The 18,770-nt window shown below is 45.3% G+C and carries 14 protein-coding genes; 9 read left to right on the top strand and 5 right to left on the bottom strand.

The genetic code is table 11. The annotated features are described in order from the left end of the window. The first annotated feature begins 37 nt into the window (after positions 1-37). The 5 genes from murG to ftsZ all read left to right on the top strand — a co-directional run bounded on the left by murG (position 38) and on the right by ftsZ (position 6,221). Positions 38-1,144: an undecaprenyldiphospho-muramoylpentapeptide beta-N-acetylglucosaminyltransferase gene (gene murG, locus NQ544_RS12790; RefSeq protein ID WP_006847638.1), complete on the top strand. Its 1,107-nt coding sequence runs from the start codon at positions 38-40 to the stop codon at positions 1,142-1,144. Further along, the gene (gene murC, locus NQ544_RS12785) at positions 1,144-2,520 is read left to right on the top strand and encodes a UDP-N-acetylmuramate--L-alanine ligase (RefSeq protein WP_006847639.1); all 1,377 of its coding nucleotides are present in this window, start codon (positions 1,144-1,146) and stop codon (positions 2,518-2,520) included. The genes murG and murC overlap by 1 nt, the downstream gene beginning before the upstream one ends. Beyond that, positions 2,521-3,315, top strand: a complete 795-nt coding sequence (locus tag NQ544_RS12780; protein ID WP_006847640.1) for a POTRA-like domain-containing protein — start codon at positions 2,521-2,523, stop codon at positions 3,313-3,315. 39 nt (positions 3,316-3,354) lie between these two features. Then, on the top strand, positions 3,355-4,800 hold the full coding sequence (ftsA, locus tag NQ544_RS12775; RefSeq protein WP_006847641.1) for a cell division protein FtsA: 1,446 nt from the start codon (positions 3,355-3,357) through the stop codon (positions 4,798-4,800). 89 nt (positions 4,801-4,889) lie between these two features. Next, positions 4,890-6,221: a cell division protein FtsZ gene (gene ftsZ / locus NQ544_RS12770; RefSeq protein ID WP_006847642.1), complete on the top strand. Its 1,332-nt coding sequence runs from the start codon at positions 4,890-4,892 to the stop codon at positions 6,219-6,221. 62 nt (positions 6,222-6,283) lie between these two features. Here the strand turns inward: ftsZ and recO are convergent, their stop codons facing one another. Next, positions 6,284-7,009, bottom strand: a complete 726-nt coding sequence (gene recO, locus NQ544_RS12765; protein ID WP_006847643.1) for a DNA repair protein RecO — start codon at positions 7,007-7,009, stop codon at positions 6,284-6,286. A 233-nt stretch (positions 7,010-7,242) separates the two neighbouring features. Between recO and rpsT the strand changes: the two genes are divergently transcribed. The 4 genes from rpsT (at position 7,243) to NQ544_RS12745 (ending at position 13,144) form a co-directional block, all read left to right on the top strand. Further along, positions 7,243-7,497 (top strand): 30S ribosomal protein S20, encoded by a 255-nt coding sequence (gene rpsT / locus NQ544_RS12760; protein WP_006847644.1) that lies wholly within the window; start codon positions 7,243-7,245, stop codon positions 7,495-7,497. Positions 7,498-7,804: 307 nt separating this feature from the next. Next, positions 7,805-9,775: a DNA topoisomerase (ATP-hydrolyzing) subunit B gene (gene gyrB / locus NQ544_RS12755; protein WP_006847646.1), complete on the top strand. Its 1,971-nt coding sequence runs from the start codon at positions 7,805-7,807 to the stop codon at positions 9,773-9,775. Between the two features lie 88 nt (positions 9,776-9,863). Next, positions 9,864-12,236 carry a glycoside hydrolase family 95 protein gene (locus NQ544_RS12750; protein WP_006847647.1) on the top strand — a complete coding sequence of 791 codons (2,373 nt, stop codon included), beginning with the start codon at positions 9,864-9,866 and terminating at the stop codon, positions 12,234-12,236. Positions 12,237-12,250: 14 nt separating this feature from the next. Next, a complete protein-coding gene (locus NQ544_RS12745) occupies positions 12,251-13,144 on the top strand; it encodes an alpha-L-rhamnosidase N-terminal domain-containing protein (RefSeq protein WP_006847648.1) in 894 nt (297 codons plus the stop codon). 82 nt (positions 13,145-13,226) lie between these two features. On the opposite strand, the gene NQ544_RS12740 is transcribed toward NQ544_RS12745, so the two are convergent. The 4 genes from NQ544_RS12740 to NQ544_RS12725 all read right to left on the bottom strand — a co-directional run bounded on the left by NQ544_RS12740 (position 13,227) and on the right by NQ544_RS12725 (position 18,763). Then, a complete protein-coding gene (locus NQ544_RS12740; RefSeq protein ID WP_006847649.1) occupies positions 13,227-13,862 on the bottom strand; it encodes a DUF3109 family protein in 636 nt (211 codons plus the stop codon). 92 nt (positions 13,863-13,954) lie between these two features. After that, entirely contained in the window at positions 13,955-14,620 is a 666-nt protein-coding gene (locus NQ544_RS12735; RefSeq protein ID WP_006847650.1) for a uracil-DNA glycosylase, read from the bottom strand. A gap of 102 nt (positions 14,621-14,722) precedes the next feature. Then, positions 14,723-16,246, bottom strand: coding sequence for a 2,3-bisphosphoglycerate-independent phosphoglycerate mutase (gpmI, locus tag NQ544_RS12730; protein ID WP_006847651.1), 1,524 nt, complete (start codon positions 16,244-16,246; stop codon positions 14,723-14,725). A gap of 165 nt (positions 16,247-16,411) precedes the next feature. Then, positions 16,412-18,763: a beta-glucosidase gene (locus NQ544_RS12725; protein WP_040553183.1), complete on the bottom strand. Its 2,352-nt coding sequence runs from the start codon at positions 18,761-18,763 to the stop codon at positions 16,412-16,414. Between the last annotated feature and the right edge of the window lie 7 nt (positions 18,764-18,770).

Below are 18,770 nucleotides of genomic sequence, written 5' to 3'. Positions count from 1 at the left end.
ATTTTTTTATACCTTTGCGTTATAAACATGAACGGATATGAATAATGAATTAAGAATTATCATAAGCGGAGGCGGCACAGGTGGTCACATCTTCCCTGCCGTATCCATTGCAAACGCCATCAAGGCAAAGCGCCCTGATGCTAAGATTTTGTTTGTAGGTGCACTCGGCAGAATGGAAATGCAGCGTGTACCTGCTGCAGGTTATGAAATCAAGGGCTTGCCTATCTGCGGCTTCGACAGAAAGCATCTGCTCAAGAACATCGCCGTACTCTTCAAGATATGGAAGAGCCAGCACATGGCAAAGAGCATCATCAAAAACTTCAAGCCTATGGCGGCTGTGGGCGTAGGTGGCTATGCTAGCGGTCCGACTCTCAATGTTTGTGCCAGCAAAGGAATACCTTGCCTCATCCAGGAGCAGAATTCATACGCTGGTGTAACCAATAAACTCTTGGCCAAGAAGGCTGAAAAAATCTGTGTGGCTTACGAAGGAATGGAGCGTTTCTTCCCTGCAGACAAGATTATAATGACCGGTAATCCTGTTCGCCAGAATGTATTGGAAACTACCATCACCCAGGAAGAAGCACGCAAGCAGTTCGGTCTCGACCCTGAAAAGAAGACCATCTTGCTCGTAGGTGGCAGCCTTGGCGCAAGAACCATCAACGAGAGTGTACTCCAGCACCTCGACCTGGTGAAAGAAAGCGGCGTACAGTTTATCTGGCAAACAGGTAAATACTATAATGCTGCCATCATGGAGCAACTGAAAGGTCAGGAGCTGCCAATGCTCAAAGTTACTGATTTCATCAGCGACATGGGTGCAGCTTACAAGGCAGCCGACCTGGTTATCAGCCGCGCAGGTGCCAGCAGTATCAGCGAGTTCTGCCTCATCGGCAAACCGGTTATCCTGGTTCCAAGCCCTAATGTGGCAGAAGACCACCAGACCAAGAACGCCATGGCATTAGTCAACAAAGATGCTGCCATCTACGTAAAGGATGCCGATGCACCAGAGGTATTGCTCAAGAAAGCAGTTGACACGGTAAAAGACGAGGCTAAGCTTGTTTCGCTCTGTGAGAATATCAAGAAATTAGGATTAAAGAACTCTGCCGACGTCATCGCCGACGAAGTAATCAAATTAGCAACAAAGTAATGGAAATAAAAGATATTAAAGCAGTTTATTTTGTAGGAGCGGGAGGCATCGGAATGAGCGCCATCGCCAGATACTTCCTCAGCAAGAAGTTGGTTGTAGCCGGATATGACAAGACTCCATCCAATCTAACTCATGAGTTGGAGAAAGAAGGTATGCTTATCCACTATGAGGAGAATGTAGACCTCATACCAGAAGCCTGCAAGGACGCCAAGACAACATTGGTAGTCTACACACCGGCAATTCCTGCTGAACACAAGGAACTGGTTTTCTTCCATGAGAATGGCTTCACCATCGAGAAGCGAGCTCAGGTTCTGGGTACATTAACCCGTACACATAAGGGACTGTGCGTAGCGGGTACACACGGAAAGACATCAACATCTACCATGTGTGCTCACATCATGCACCAAAGCCATATTGACTGTAATGCCTTCCTGGGAGGTATCTCAAAGAACTATGGCACCAACTATATCCTCTCCGACAAGAGCGACTATGTTGTCATTGAAGCAGATGAGTTTGACCGCAGTTTCCACTGGTTGCGCCCATGGATGAGCGTCATCACGGCTACAGACCCAGACCATCTCGACATCTACGGCACCAAGGAGGCTTATCTGGAGAGTTTCCGTCACTATACAGAACTGATCCAACCGGGCGGTGCACTCATCATCCACAAAGGTCTGGAGATGAAGCAACACGTACAAGACGGTGTCAAGATATACGAATACAGCCAGGACGAGGGCGACTTCCACGCTGAGAACATCAAGATAGAGAATGGAGGTATCACCTTTGATTTCATCTCTCCTATCGAGAACGTAACGGGCGTAGAACTCGGACAGCCTGTGCCTATCAACATCACAAATGGTGTGGCAGCAATGGCAATGGCACAGTTGAATGGTTGTACAGCCGATGAACTCCGTAACGGCATGAAGACCTACGGAGGAGTTGACCGCCGTTTCGACTTTAAGATCAAGAATAACAAACTGGTATTCCTGTCTGATTATGCTCATCATCCAAAGGAGATATATCAGAGTGCCAAGAGTATCAGAGAGTTATACAAGGACCGTAAGATAACAGCCATCTTCCAGCCTCACTTGTATACTAGAACCCGCGATTTCTATAAAGATTTCGCCAACAGTTTGAGTCTCTTGGACGAGGTTATCCTCTGCGACATCTATCCAGCTCGCGAGCAGCCTATTCCAGGAGTAACCTCCAAGCTTATCTATGACAATCTGAAACCAGGTGTAGAAAAGAGCATGATTCACAAAGAAGACGTTCTTGACCTGGTAAAGAATCGAGACTTCGATGTTCTAGTCATCTTAGGAGCGGGCGATTTGGACAACTATGTTCCACAAATTACCAAAATACTTGAAGAGAAATAAATGCATATCAATTGGAAGAAAACCATCATCATCGCACTGGATTTAGTACTCGGTACTTATCTGGTATTCGCTTTCACCAGATTTAACAAACCTGATGAAACGAAGTTGGTATGCACCAAGGTGAACATCAACATTCAAGATGAGATGACGAATGGCTTTCTGAATGCGAAGGAAATCAAGAAACGACTGGAAGCCAGGAAACTCTATCCGCTGGGGGAACCGCTCAAAGAGGTGAACGCCCGCATGATAGAAGAAACCTTGAAGACCAGTCCTTTCGTCAAGACGGCAGAATGTTCAAAGACTCAGGATGGTCTTGTTGACATCTACCTCACCCAACGCATGCCAATCGTCAGAATCAAAAACATCAGCAACGAGGACTATTATATTGATGACCACAATCAGATCATGCCCAACACGAACTATACATGCGACATTATCATCGCAACGGGCTACATCAACAAGTGGTATGCTAAAAAATACATCTCATTACTAAGCAAAGCGCTGATGACGAATGAACTCTGGCGAAACCAGATAGAACAGATCCATGTCCTGCCTGATAGAGGAATAGAACTGGTACCACGAGTAGGCAACCACATTATATATATAGGTAACCTGCCAGAGACCAACCTCAGCGACAAACGAGAGCAAGCCATCAACGATTTCGTCAACAAGAAGATGAATCGATTAGAGAAATTCTATAAGTATGGACTCTCACAAGCTGGCTGGAACAAGTATTCGTATATCAATATCGAATTCGACAACCAGATCATATGTAAAAAGCATCAAAATAGCTAATTAGAAAATAGAAACAGATTAAGATAACATATAAGAACTATGCCAAAGGAATTTATTGTAGCTATCGAACTTGGCTCATCTAAGATGACAGGTATAGCAGGTCAGAAGAATTTGGACGGCAGCATCACCGTACTTGCCACCGTAGAGGAAGATTCATCTTCTTGCATCAGAAAGGGTGTGATCTATAACATTGACAAAACCTGTCAATGCTTGACCAACATCATCAAGAAGTTGAAGAATATACTGAAACAGGATATCACCCAGGTCTATGTAGGCGTGGGCGGTCGCTCTATACGCAGTATCAAGAACGTCATTGTCAAGGATCTCCCAGGTAACACCATCATCTCACAAGAGATGATCAATGAACTGATGGATATCAACCGCAACATGACCTATCCGGACCAGGAAATCCTGGATGCTGCAACTCAGGAATACAAGATAGACAACCAATACCAGATAGACCCTGTAGGAATACAGTGTAACCATCTGGAAGGCATCTTCCTGAATATACTTTGGCGCAAGAACTTCTATAACAATATCAATACCTGTTTTGAAAATGCCAACATTCCTATTGCAGAAATGTACCTGGCTCCTTTAGCTATGGCTGACAGCGTTTTGACAGACTCAGAAAAGCGTGCAGGCTGTATGCTTGTTGACTTGGGTGCCGATACGACAACCGTTTCTGTATATTATAAAGGTATACTTCGTCATCTCTCTGTCATCCCATTGGGCGGCGGCAACGTGACCAAAGACTTAACTTGTCTTCAGATTGAAGAGCCTGATGCTGAAAAGATGAAACTCAAGTATGCCAAGGCTTATACCGATATCAACAATATCGACCTGACCCTGAACTACCCTATCGACAAGGATAGAGTGGTTGAAAGCAAGAAGTTCATCGAAATCGTAGAAGCACGCGTAGAGGAAATCGTAGAAAACGCATGGTTCCAGATTCCTGTAGAATTCTCAGATAAGCTGTTGGGTGGTATCATCCTTACAGGTGGCGGCAGCAACATGCCTGAAATCGATAAGGTTTTCAAAACACATACCCACATCGACAAAGTACGCATTGCCAAGTTTGTTTCTCAAACAGTCAACTCCAAGGATCCTAAGATTACCAATCACGATGGTACAATGAATACCGTATTAGGACTCCTGGCAAAGGGAGACATGAACTGTGCAGGTGACGAAATCGGCACTGATCTCTTCAGTAATTCTGCCGAAAAGCCAGTAGCAGCCGAGCAGCACAAGGCTCCTAGAAACCCTAACGAGACTGCCGGCAAGGGCGTTGTTCTTACTGCGGCAGAAAAAGCGGCTGCAGACGAGGCTGCCCGCAAGCAAAAAGAACTGGAAGAAGCTGAGGCAAGACTTCTGGCAGAAAAAGAAGCCGAAGAAGAAGAAAAGAGACGCAAAGAAAACAGTCTCATCCATAAAATGATGAGAGGTTTCAAGAAGTTTGTGAAAGATACCATTTCTGAAGAAGAATAAGATGCCAAAGACCAGGCTATCAGAAAACAGATTTCACAACAGGTTAAATAAAAAATCAGATAGATAAACCCTATAAAGATTATACGACTATGCTAGATAATGGAAACGCTCCTCATATTCTTGACTTTGGGGAACCTGAAAAAGAAAATAGCATCATCAAGGTGATTGGTGTTGGTGGTGGCGGTGGAAATGCCGTCAACCACATGTACCGCGAAGGTATACACGATGTAACATTCGTACTCTGCAACACAGACAACCAGGCACTTAACGACTCACCTGTGCCTGTACACCTGCAGCTAGGCAAGGAAGGACTGGGTGCAGGAAACAAACCTGCAAAGGCACGCCAGGCTGCCGAAGAGACTCTTGAAGATATCAAGAACATGCTCAACGATGGAACAAAAATGGCATTCATCACAGCGGGTATGGGTGGCGGTACCGGTACGGGTGCAGCACCTGTCATCGCCAGAGTAAGTAAGGAGTTAGGCATTCTTACCGTTGGTATTGTAACCATCCCATTCCGTTTTGAAGGTCCTAAGAAGATTGACCAGGCATTGGATGGTGTAGAGGAAATGTCGAAGCATGTAGATGCCTTACTGGTAATCAACAATGAACGTCTTCGCCAGATTTATCCAGACCTTGCCGTTCTCGATGCCTTCGGCAAAGCTGACGACACCTTGAGTGTAGCTGCCAAGAGTATCGCTGAAATCATTACCGTACATGGTCTCATCAACCTCGACTTCAATGATGTAAAGACCGTACTGAAAGATGGCGGTGTGGCTATCATGAGTACAGGTTACGGTGAGGGAGAAGGAAGAGTAAAGAAAGCGATAGAAGATGCCTTGAACTCACCTCTCCTTAACGATAATGACGTATTCAACTCTAAGAAGATTCTGCTCAGCATCGCATTTGCAAGCGAGAAGAAAGATAATCCTGGCTTGACCATGGACGAGATGAATGATGTCAACGACTTTATGGAGAAATTCGGTGAGGACTTCGAACTGAAATGGGGTCTTGCCATTGACCCTGAATTGGGAAGCCGCGTTAAGGTAACCGTTCTCGCAACAGGTTTCGGACTCGAGGATGTAGAGGGAATGAACCGCCACCTCAAGAAACATACTGAGGAAGAATCTCGCCGTCTCGCTGAAGAAGAGGAGAAACGTGCTGAAAGAGAAGACCGCCGCAAGCGCTATTATGGCAGCGATGGCAATACGACACAGTATAAGCGTCATCCACACATATTCCTGTTCCGCCAGGAAGATTTGGATAACGAGGATGTCATCCTTCAGGTAGAAAACACGCCTACCTATAAGCGTACCCGACAGACTCTGGAAGAAATCCGTAATATAGCTTCCGGTAATACAGAACCGAAAGAAGACAATAATGATGATGCTACAGTACAGGGCGTTATCAGTTTTGCCTAAAAAGAGGACATAGCCAACGTCTGTTTCCCGTTTAATCAAGCAAGCGAGGAAACCTGAAAAGACTAAGCAAACAGTTCCTGAAGAACAGCAAAACTCTTCATTTCCGGGAAACCTGGCAAATGAAGTTTATAATACTCCAGTATCACCTCTACACACCTGTTTCGTTCCATACGAGACATTGTGTAGAGGTGCATTGTTTTATAGTCTAAACGGAACAAAGACACAAGCCGCATAGAATCTTCCTTATTTAAATAATGTACATGCGAAGGAACATGAGCTGCAAAACATCCATCTACCAAATCAAAATAATCGCCAGACATACCGCTCTCTATATTGGGCATAAAACCCAAATGAAAAGAGAGCTGAATCATAAAGACTATATGGAAATTGGCAATAGCACCTTTAGCATGGTCTAACCATTCGATACTGTCCTGTATGAAAAGATAGAGCGCACCATTAGCCTGCTCATGACGGGTAGCATATGAAAGCAGTTCTGCCAAGAACATGGAAATGCCAAGTTTGTATGGAGAAAAAGGGATATCAGAGAATGGAATCTGAATCGAAACATCCCTAAGGCGCTGCAGATTTGACTTGGGACGATAATCAAATTCTAAATTCAAGACCATGAGCGGTTGGAAAAGCTGCCGTTTCATCTTCCCCTTAGATGACTTAGGCACACGTACCATAAAGGAGAGTCTTCCCAACTTTTCTGTGAAGAAATCCACGATAAGTTGAGAGTCTCCATACTTGATGGCTTGCAATACGATAGCACTAGTTTTTATCTCCATTTTGCCTAATATTAGTAAAAAACAGGGCAAAAATACAAAAAAATGCGCATTTAGCGAAAATTTTCCATGAAAAATTTGCTAGATTCAAATAAAAGTAGTAACTTTGCACCCGCAAATAAGCAATGGTCCCTTCGTCTATCGGTTAGGACGAGAGATTTTCATTCTCTAAAGAGCAGTTCGACTCTGCTAGGGACTACAAACATTTAAGAAATAAAAAAAATAACATAAAGAAGATGGCAAATCACAAATCATCAATCAAGAGAATCCGTCAGGACAAGAAGAAGGCTTTGCACAACAAGTATTATGCAAAGACTATGCGCAATGCTGTCCGCAAGTTGCGCAACATGTCTGACAAGGAAGAGGCTGCAAAGCTCTATCCTACTGTTCAGAAGCTTTTAGACAAGTTGGCTAAGATCAACGTTATCCACGACAACAAGGCTGCAAACTTGAAGTCTGGTCTTACAAAGCACATCGCTAAGTTGGCCTAACTTATAAGTCAAAGCAAAAAAATAAATAAGGCTGCAATCCTTTATAGGGTCGCAGCCTTATTCTTTTCTATGAATCCGACTATCCATTTCCTGCATCATAAAATCTTCCCATCACAACCGGTTTTATACTACAACATACCCTATAAAAACGCGCAAAACGATTATAAAACAGCTTTTTCAAGACACTTTTGCCGCCAAAGTTCACATTCTACGTTTTTTCTTCACTTTTTGGTGATTTTTCACAAACAAAAGTTCCTGTTTCTCAGCTTTTTTTAGTATCTTTGCACGGAAATAAGACAATACTAAAATGGCAGAAAATCAAAACAACGCAAATAATTACTCTGCGAGTAACATTCAGGTTCTGGAAGGCCTGGAAGCTGTTCGCAAACGTCCGGCGATGTATATTGGTGACATCTCCGAAAAGGGTCTTCACCACTTGGTAAACGAAACTGTAGACAACTCTATTGACGAAGCAATGGCGGGCTACTGTACCGACATCGAAGTTACCATCAACGAAGACAACTCTATCACCGTAGAAGATAATGGTCGTGGTATCCCTGTGGATATGCACGAGAAACTACATAAATCAGCCCTCGAAGTCGTTATGACCGTGCTTCACGCAGGTGGTAAGTTCGACAAGGGTTCTTACAAGGTATCTGGCGGTTTACATGGTGTGGGTGTAAGTTGTGTGAATGCACTTTCTACCCACATGTTATCACAGGTATTCCGTGGCGGCAAAATCTACCAGCAGGAATATGAGAAGGGTAAGCCTCTCTATCCGGTTAAGGTGGTAGGTGAAACCAACAAGCGCGGTACACGCCAGCAGTTCTGGCCAGATCCAACCATCTTTACTCACACTGTCTATAAGTGGGACATCATTGCCAACCGTATGCGCGAGTTAGCATTCCTCAATGCAGGTATCAAGATTACCTTGAGAGATTTGCGCCCTGACGAGGAAGGTAAGACCAAGGAGCAGGTTTTCCACGCTAAGGATGGTTTGAAGGAATTCGTCCGTTACGTAGACCGTCACCGCACTCATCTCTTCGATGATGTTATCTATCTGAAGACAGAAAAGCAGGGTATTCCTATCGAGATTGCCGTGATGTACAACACAGATTACTCTGAGAATATCCACTCATACGTCAATAACATCAACACTATTGAGGGTGGTACCCACCTGACTGGTTTCCGTATGGCGTTGACCCGCACCTTGAAGGCTTACGCAGAAGCTGACCCAACCATCTCTAAGCAGATTGAGAAGGCAAAGGTAGAGATTGCACCAGAAGACTTCCGCGAGGGTCTTACTGCCGTTATCTCCATCAAGGTAGCTGAACCTCAGTTTGAGGGACAGACCAAGACCAAGCTCGGTAACAGCGAGGTACAAGGTGCCGTTCAGCAGGCTGTAAACGAGGCTTTGTCTGATTATCTGGAAGAACATCCAGACGAGGCAAAGCGAATCTGCGAAAAGGTTGTCCTGGCTGCTACGGCCCGCATAGCTGCCCGCAAGGCACGTGAGAGTGTACAGCGCAAGAACTTCATGACAGGTGGTGGTCTTCCTGGTAAACTTGCCGATTGCTCAATGAAGGATCCTAAAGAATGCGAGATCTTCCTCGTCGAGGGTGATTCCGCCGGTGGTTCTGCCAAGCAGGGTCGCGACCGTTTCCGTCAGGCTATTCTCCCATTGCGTGGTAAGATTCTGAATGTAGAAAAGGTACAGTGGCACAAGGTATTCGAAGCTGAGTCTGTCATGAACATCATCCAAAGTATCGGTGTCCGCTTCGGTGTAGATGGCGAAGACAGCAAGGAGGCTAATACCGACAAGTTGCGTTACGACAAGATTATCATCATGACCGATGCCGACGTCGATGGTTCTCACATCGACACATTGATTATGACTCTCTTCTATCGTTTCATGCCAAAGGTTATTGAAGAAGGCCATCTGTATATCGCTACCCCACCACTCTACAAGTGTACTTATCGCAGCAAGGTAAGCGAGTATTGCTATACAGAGCAGCAGCGCCAGGCATTCATCGACAAGTATGGAGATGGAGTAGAAGACAAGAATATCCACACCCAGCGATACAAAGGTTTGGGTGAGATGAATCCAGAGCAGCTTTGGGAAACTACTATGGACCCATCTACACGCTTGCTCAAGCAGGTTACTATTGAAAACGCAGCCCAGGCTGATGAGATTTTCTCTATGTTGATGGGTGATGATGTAGAACCACGCCGCGAATTTATCGAGCAGAATGCCACATACGCAAACATCGACGCTTAAGACAATTCAACTAATTTACATAAGGGGCTGTGCCATTTGCCAATAAATGACACAGCCTCTGCTTATATAAAACCCAACAAACCAACTTATGAAACATTTACTTATCTCTTGCCTATTACTCTCTGCAGCAAGCACACTCCAGGCTGTCCCAAAGAGTAATATTCCACCGCTGAAGCTTTGGTACAATAAGCCAGCTACAGCCTTTGAAGAATCATTACCTATCGGTAACGGTAAGTTAGGTGCATTGATCTATGGTGGAGCCAACAATGACTCTATCTATCTCAACGACATCACCTTGTGGACAGGAAAGCCTGTCAATCGCGAGGAAGGAGGGGATGCCTACAAATGGATACCAAAGATTCGCGAGGCTCTGTTCAAAGAAGATTACAAGGCAGCCGACTCTTTACAACTGCATGTACAAGGACACAATTCAGAATACTATCAGCCACTTGCCATCATCAATATCAAAGATGCAAATAAAGGACAATTCAGTAACTACAAGCGTGAATTGAGCCTTGACAACGCTACGGCAGCATTGAGTTATACAAGAGGGGGAATACAATACCAGCGAGAATATTTCGCATCACATCCGGACAAGATGATTGCCATTCACCTGACAGCTACACAGAAGAAAGCTATCAACTGCGACATCTCTCTCACCTCTCTGATTCCTCATCAGGTAAAAGCTTCCAATAAGCAACTCACCATCACGGGCCATGCTATGGGAAAGCCTGAGAACAGTATCCACTTCTGCTCCATCCTCAGCATCAAAAACCAGGACGGAACCATTACTGCCTCTGATTCTATCCTCCATCTGCAGGGCGTAAGCGAAGCTGTTATCTATTTAGTGAATGAAACCAGCTACAACGGATTCGACAAGCATCCGGTAAAAGAAGGGGCTCCATATATTGAAAAGGTTAACGACAATGCCTGGCACTTGGTCAACTATACCTATCCAGAGTTAAAACAGCGTCATATAACCGATTATCAGAACATCTTCAACCGTGCCAAGTTTGCACTCAAGGGAGCAAAGTTCGACAACAAGCGAACCACCGACCAGCAACTCTTTGATTACACTGAGAAAGAAGAGCAAAACCCTTACCTGGAAATGCTCTATTTCCAATATGGAAGATATCTTCTTATCAGCTGTTCGAGAACTCCAGGCATTCCTGCCAATCTCCAGGGACTTTGGGCTCCGGCACGAAAATCTCCTTGGCGTGGAAACTACACCATCAACATCAACCTGGAAGAAAACTATTGGCCAGCAGAGGTAACCAACATGTCTGAGCTTGTAATGCCTGTAGACGGACTGGTGAAAGCCATGTCTGTAACAGGAAAATATACAGCAAAGCACTATTATGGAATTGAAAATGGCTGGTGCGGTGGACACAACACAGACGCATGGGCAATGACCAATCCTGTTGGAACTAAGAAAGAGAGTCCTAAGTGGAGCAACTGGAACATGGGAGGTGCCTGGCTTGTACAAACCTTATGGGATCACTACGATTACACCCGCGATAAGGAATATCTACGCCAGACAGCCTATCCATTGATGAAAGGTGCAGCAGACTTCATGCTTGACTGGATAATAGAGAACCCGAAGAAACCGGGCGAACTGCTTACTGCCCCTTGCACTTCACCTGAGGCAGAATATATCACCGACAAGGGCTATCAAGGCTGCAGTTTCTATGGAGGTACTGCCGATCTTACCATATTGAGAGAATTGTTTAAAAACACACTCAAAGGTGCTCAGATTCTCGATATAGATCAAGCATATCAGGCAAAGTTACAGGATGCTATCAATCGTCTGCACCCTTATCAGATAGGAAAGCGCGGTAATCTGCAGGAATGGTATTACGATTGGGATGACCAGGATTGGCATCATCGCCACCAGTCACACCTTCTCGGTTTACACCCATTCTATCAGATTTCATTAGATAAGACTCCAGATTTAGCAGCAGCTGCTGCCAAGACTCTTGAGATAAAAGGAGACTTCTCTACCGGTTGGAGCACAGGATGGCGTATCAGTTTATGGGCTCGCCTGCACAGAGCAGACAAGTCATATTCTATGATCAGGAAATTGCTTAACTATGTACATCCGGGCAATTACAACAATCCGAAGAATCGCCCTTCAGGAGGAACTTATCCAAATCTCTTCGATGCTCACCCACCTTTCCAGATAGATGGCAACTTCGGAGGCACAGCAGGCGTATGTGAGATGCTGATGCAATGCGATGGCGAGACTATGCATCTTCTTCCTGCTCTACCTAAAGAATGGCCTGCAGGCGAAATTAAGGGTATCAAAGCACGTGGAAACTACGAGATTAATCTCGTATGGAACAATGGAAAGGTCAGCAAAGCTTCCATCACCAGCAAGAATGCCGGAAACCTGACCGTCAAGTATAACGGTAAGCAGAAAGCATTAAATTTCAAGGCTGGCGAAACAAAACTCATAAAATAGACAAATAATAATCTATGAGATATTTTACAATTCTCATCTTTACAACTCTCTGGGTGCTGAATTCCTATGCACAGGAATTCGGTACCCATTGGGTATCATACCCATTCCCCAACGATTCTTCTGAGATATTATACAGGAAAATCTATCATCTTGATCAAAAGCCTTTAAAGGCTGAGATAAACATAGCAAGTGGAGGAAATACCCGTCTATACATCAACGAAAGAAATGCTACGCCAAGCATTTTCAACGAAGGAGCCAGAGACAGCATCCTTCTGATGCAAACAATAGATATCTCCAGATATCTGAAAAAGGGTGAAAATATTATTGCGGTCTGGTATGCACCAGGAAGAATAAGAAATAAGAGCAAACAACTCTCGCTGGAACTTCATGGCTGGTATACAGACTCTGTTCCTTTTTATCATAAAGCAGACGAAACATGGTGGTGCAAACCCCTGAAAGGCGGCAGTTACAACGAAAAGGAACACTTTGACAATAGAATATACACTACTGAGTGGAAATCGGCTGAATACCAATCTTCAGGATGGGTTCATCCGACAGGTGCTTTCAAAGATTCAACAAACTATATCTTTGTTGACCAGCTGCCATACCTCACCCAGAACAAACTTCAAATGGTATTAGAACCATACCAGGAGGAATTCGATCATCAGGGATGCCGTATAGACTTCGGACGTCCGTTCCGTGGAACCATCCGGCTCACGATACGCAATGCCAGCAAAGGAACAACACTTCATATTAACGGAAACCAATATGTATGCAGTGGCGAAATGGACGAGCAAGCCTATTACCGTTTCCATGCTGAGCATCAAAAAGATTTCGTGATAACTTGGGATAAAGGTTTTAGAAGAAGTAATATCACAAATATAGAAGGATTAGAGATTTCGGAATAAGCTCAACAGCGTTTCGAAATCTCTTTTTTTATAAAACAAAAAAGACTTCGGAACTATTATCTTCCAAAGTCTCTAACTGAATTTAGTCTTCTAATTCGGCAAGCACTTGCTCTGCCACTTCGCAAAGCTCATCATACCATTCCTTGCCGAACTTCTCTACCAGCGGACCCTCCAGGAACTTATAAACAGGAAGGTTCAACTCCTCACCTTTCTTGATGGCATCCTTGCAGATGCGCCACTTGTTATAGTTGATGCCATACACCTCGTTGCCGAAATCCTTGGCACGGATTGGATACAAAGCACAGGAGATAGGCTTCTTGAACTTCGACTTTCCTTCGCGATAAGCACGCTCCAAGGCACAGAGACAACAATTCGGAATCGTATGTCCATCGCCCAGGTCTTTCAAATCCTGGTAGCAGGTAAACACGCAATCCTTACCATTCACGATGCTCGTCACCAAATCGCCTTCAATATCGGTATAAGCCACGCCCTGCTTATCTATGATAGCCTGGGCAGAAGCCGAGAGATCATCCCAAACCACATCCAGCGCATTCTCTATCTCCATGATCTCATCCAGGGTAACAGGAGCTCCCGCATCGCCTTCAATGCAGCATTCGCCCTTGCAGGCATCAAGGTCGCAACAGAATTTTTCGGTGATAATATCAGGTGAAACCAACACGTTGCCCACCTGCAGAATACGCAGTTCGTCTTTCTTCATAATGTTTTTTGAGATGAATAAATTTCTTTGAGTGGATAATAAAAATAATGATAGCTACCCATGAGTGGATAGCTATATATTAATAGGTGTACCTACCATTGGATAGGCGCAATTCCGTTCTGCTGCAGATACGCATTGCAGCGTGAGAAATGATGATTGCCAAACCATCCGCCTCTGTTGGCTGATAATGGCGAAGGATGAACGCTTTCCAATATCAGATGCTTGCTTGTATCGATGAGTTTCGCCTTGCTCCGGGCATAACCGCCCCAAAGGATAAACACCAGGTGCTCCTTATCCTTGCTGAGCGCCTGGATGGCTGCATCGGTAAACTCCTCCCAGCCTTTGCGCTGATGACTCGCTGCCTGATGGGCACGAACGGTCAACGTGGCGTTGAGCAACAATACTCCCTGCTTTGCCCAGCGGGTTAAATCGCCCGTGGCTGGCATCGGAGTACCGAGATCCATCTGAATCTCCTTGAATATATTAATCAATGATGGTGGAAAAGTGATTCCATCCGGCACAGAGAAACTCAGTCCCATCGCCTGACCCGGCTCATGGTATGGATCCTGTCCGATAATCACTACCTTCACATCATCAAAAGGACAGAGATTGAAGGCATTGAAAATCAAGCGGCCAGGAGGATAACAGGGCGTACGCAGGTATTCCTCTTTCACGAAGTTGGTGAGGTCAACAAAATACTGCTTGTCGAACTCTTCTCCTATATGCTGTTTCCAACTTTCTTCTATCTTTACGTTCATACTTAATATAAATTCAAAAGTATCTTAAGATACTTATGCAAGTATCCTAAGATACTTGGCCAAGTATCTTAGGATACTTTTTTGAGGTATATAAAATCGTTTTTACTTGTTGTCAGAAATCAAGTTCTCACCTGTCATATCTGCAGGCTTCTCCAAGCCCATGATGTGGAGGATAGAAGGAGCAACGTCTGCCAAACGGCCATCCTTAACGGTAGCTGAGTTGTTGTCAGTTACGTAGATGAATGGAACTGGGTTCAAAGAGTGAGCGGTGTTTGGTGTACCGTCCTCGTTGATAGCGTGGTCTGCATTACCGTGGTCAGCGATGATGATAGCCTCATAATCGTTAGCCTTGGCAGCCTCGATAACGTCCTTTACACAGTTGTCAACAGCGTGAACAGCCTTAGCGATAGCGTTGTAGATACCTGTGTGACCTACCATATCACCATTAGCGAAGTTTACAACGATGAAGTCGTACTCCTGAGTGTTGATAGCACCAACCAACTTATCCTTTACCTCGTAAGCGCTCATCTCTGGCTTCAAGTCGTATGTAGCTACCTTTGGAGAAGGAACCAGGATACGGTCCTCGCCCTCGTATGGAGTCTCACGACCACCATTGAAGAAGAATGTTACGTGAGCATACTTCTCTGTCTCTGCAGTGTGGAGCTGCTTCTTGCCCTGAGCGCTCAAGTACTCGCCGAGAGTATTCATTACGTTCTCCTTAGGGAAGAGGATGTGAACGCCCTGGAAGCTTGCATCGTATGGAGTCATGCAGTAGTACTGCAAGTCCTTGATGGTGTGCATGCCTTCCTCTGGCATATCCTGCTGAGTCAATACCTGGGTCAACTCCTTGGCACGGTCGTTACGGTAGTTGATGAAGATAACAACATCACCCTCCTGGATAGTACCGTCAACCTTTGAGTTATTGATTGGCTTGATGAACTCGTCAGTTACGTCCTCATCATAGCTCTCCTGCATTGCCTTCACCATATCGTCAGCCTGCTTACCCTTACCCTCAACGAGCAAGTCGTATGCTTCCTTCACACGGTTCCAGCGCTTGTCACGGTCCATAGCATAGAAACGACCTACGATGCTTGCGATGTGTGCACCATTCTTGTCGCAGCAAGCCTGAACCTCCTCGATGAAGCCCTTACCGCTCTTAGGGTCTGTATCACGGCCATCCATGAAGCAGTGAACGTATGTCTCCTTCAAACCATATTCCTTACCAATCTCAATCAACTTGAAGAGGTGATCCAAAGAAGAGTGAACACCACCGGTAGAAGTCAAGCCCATCAAGTGGAGTTTCTTACCTGTCTTCTGAGCATAGCTGTAAGCGTTGATGATCTCCTGATTCTTCAAGATGTCACCGCTCTCGCAAGCCTTGTTGATCTTAACGAGGTCCTGATATACCACACGACCAGCACCGATGTTGAGGTGACCAACCTCTGAATTACCCATCTGACCGTTAGGAAGACCTACGTCCTCGCCACAAGTCTGGAGAGTAGAATGTGCTGAAACTGCTGTCAAATAATCGAGATAAGGAGTTGGAGTCTTGTAGATAACATCACCCTTATCATGCTTACCGATTCCCCATCCGTCGAGAATCATTAAAAGAGCTTTTTTTGCCATAATTACATAAAATGATTTAAATTCGAATTTCGACTGCAAAGTTACAACAAAATAGGTGAAGGACAAAATAAATTAAGATAAAAAAACTCCCACCTTTCTAAAAAGATGAGAGTTGATTATACTTTCTTTTTCCAATCAAGTCATTTTGCTTTATTCACTTGACAATTACTTTTTGCGAAGATAGTTCAACTGAACCTTAGGAGCGCAAGCATTGCTTGTCTTCTCGGTATATTCTGTCACCTTCAAAGTAGCAGTACCCTTGATGTTCTCTACATCACTACCTACCTTGAAGAGATAGTTACCTGCATCTACCTTCCACTGGCTGTTGGCCTCATCGAAGCTGGCAAGATCGCGCTTTTCGAGGGTCATCTTCAAAGTCTGGCTCTCACCTGGATTCAGCAACTTGGTCTTGCCGAAGGTCTTGAGTTCCTTGGCTGGCTTCTCATAAGCGCTCTTTGGAGCGGTGACATAAACCTCAGCAACTTCCTTGCCGGCAACCTTACCGGTATTCTTGATGGTTACGCTAACCTCAATGTTATTGCCTTTTGCCTTAACAGATGGTTTGCCAAACTCGAAGGTAGTATAGCTCAAACCATAACCGAAAGGATAAGCCACATTCTTCTTGAAGGTATCAAAGTAGCGATAACCTACGTAGATATCCTCCTCGTGGTTGCTATAGTCGTAACCCTTGATGTTACCCTTGCTCCAATCCAACAGATTCTTGTAGGTGTACATATCGTAATCCTTGGCAAAGTTGGCAGTAGAAGGATGATCAGTAGCAGCGATAGGCCAGGTCATGGTCAACTTACCCGATGGATTCACCTTACCGGTCAGGATATCAGCTACAGAGTTACCACCCTCGATACCTGGCTGCCAAGCTACGAGAATAGCATCCACACGGTCTCTCCAACTGGCAGTCTCCATCACAGAACCAGAGTTGATGATGACAATCACCTTCTTACCCTTGGCATGAAAAGCATCAGATACACGGAAAATCATATCCTGCTCTATCTGACTGAGGTTGAACTCACCATTGATCTGACGATCCATACCCTCACCTGCCTGACGGCCGATGGTGATGATGGCAGCGTCAGCCTTTGGCTCCTCGCTTGCCACACAACGCTCGGTAATCTCGATTTCATCGAGCTTTGGCTGACCCTGATCCAGGAACCACATCATCGGATTCTTGTCTGCCTTCAACTTAGCCTTGGCATACTTCACATAATTCTGATAGATTTCCGTAAGCTGAGGAGTAGTTGCCACGCCGATATTCTTCAAACCGGTAACCATATCTACAGAATAGCCTACATTAACGGCTCCACTGCCAAGACCACCCGACATGAAGTCGTAAGAGTTGACACCGAAGAGCGCCACGGTCTTCAAGCCCTGGATAGGAAGAGCGGCATCATTCTTCAGGAGCACCATACCCTCGGTAGAACTCTGACGGGTGATGGCAGCATGAGCCTTCAAGTCTGGCTCACCACTATATTTATATCCCTTGAATCGAGGAGTCTTCACGATATATTCGAGCATACGGCGAACATTGCGATCCACATCCTTGATATCCAACTTGCCATTCTTTACTGCATCAACAATATCCTGCACCTGAGCTGGATAACCCGGCATCATCAGGTCGTTGCCTGCCTCAACTTCCTGTTCCAGAGGAAGGTCGGCACGCTTACCAATCCAGTCGGTCTCCACGATTCCCTTATATCCCCAGTCGTTGCGGAGAATATCGGTCAAGAGTTCCTTGTTGCCCTGGGCATAGACACCGTTAATCTTATTATAGGCAGACATGATAGTCCAAGGATTGCTCTTGCGAACCATCATCTCGAAACCCTTCAGATACAACTCACGGAGAGCACGCTGGCTCAATCGCTCATCCACCTTGGTACGGTCAGTTTCCTGAGAGTTTACAGCAAAGTGCTTGGCACTTACACCCACGCCCTGACTCTGTACACCCTGTACAAAGGCGGTTCCAATAAGACCAGTTACGATTGGGTCTTCTGAATAATACTCAAAGTTACGGCCACAGAGCGGATTGCGATGCAGGTTCATACCCGGTCCGAGCACAACATCACAGCCATACTCCAGGGTTTCATTACCGATTGCCTCACCCACCTTGCGCACCAGGTCGGTGTTCCAGGTAGAAGCCAGACAGGTTCCGATAGGGAAACCGGTGGCAAAGTAGCTACGGTTGTCACCTTCTCGATGAGCATCGATATGAACACCGGCAGGACCATCACACTGAACGGTAGTAGGAATGCCGAGGCGAGGGATGGCTACAGTAATACCCGCAGCACCCGGCACGAACTTCTTCTGATGTCCGAGCATAGCGCCACTGCCCACGAATCCATCGTTACCACCGCCCACCAGCATCTGGGCTTTTTCTTCCAAGGTCATCGCCTTGATCACTTCGTAGATGTTATTGGCATTCAGTTTGGGTGCTGATTGCGCCATCATTGTAGTTGCCATCGCTCCAGCCGCAACGGTAAGAGCCAATTTCTTGTAGTTCATCATTTTG

This window comes from Segatella copri DSM 18205, from assembly GCF_025151535.1.
GTDB lineage: Bacteria > Bacteroidota > Bacteroidia > Bacteroidales > Bacteroidaceae > Prevotella > Prevotella copri.
This window is presented reverse-complemented; position numbering and strand designations above follow the sequence as displayed.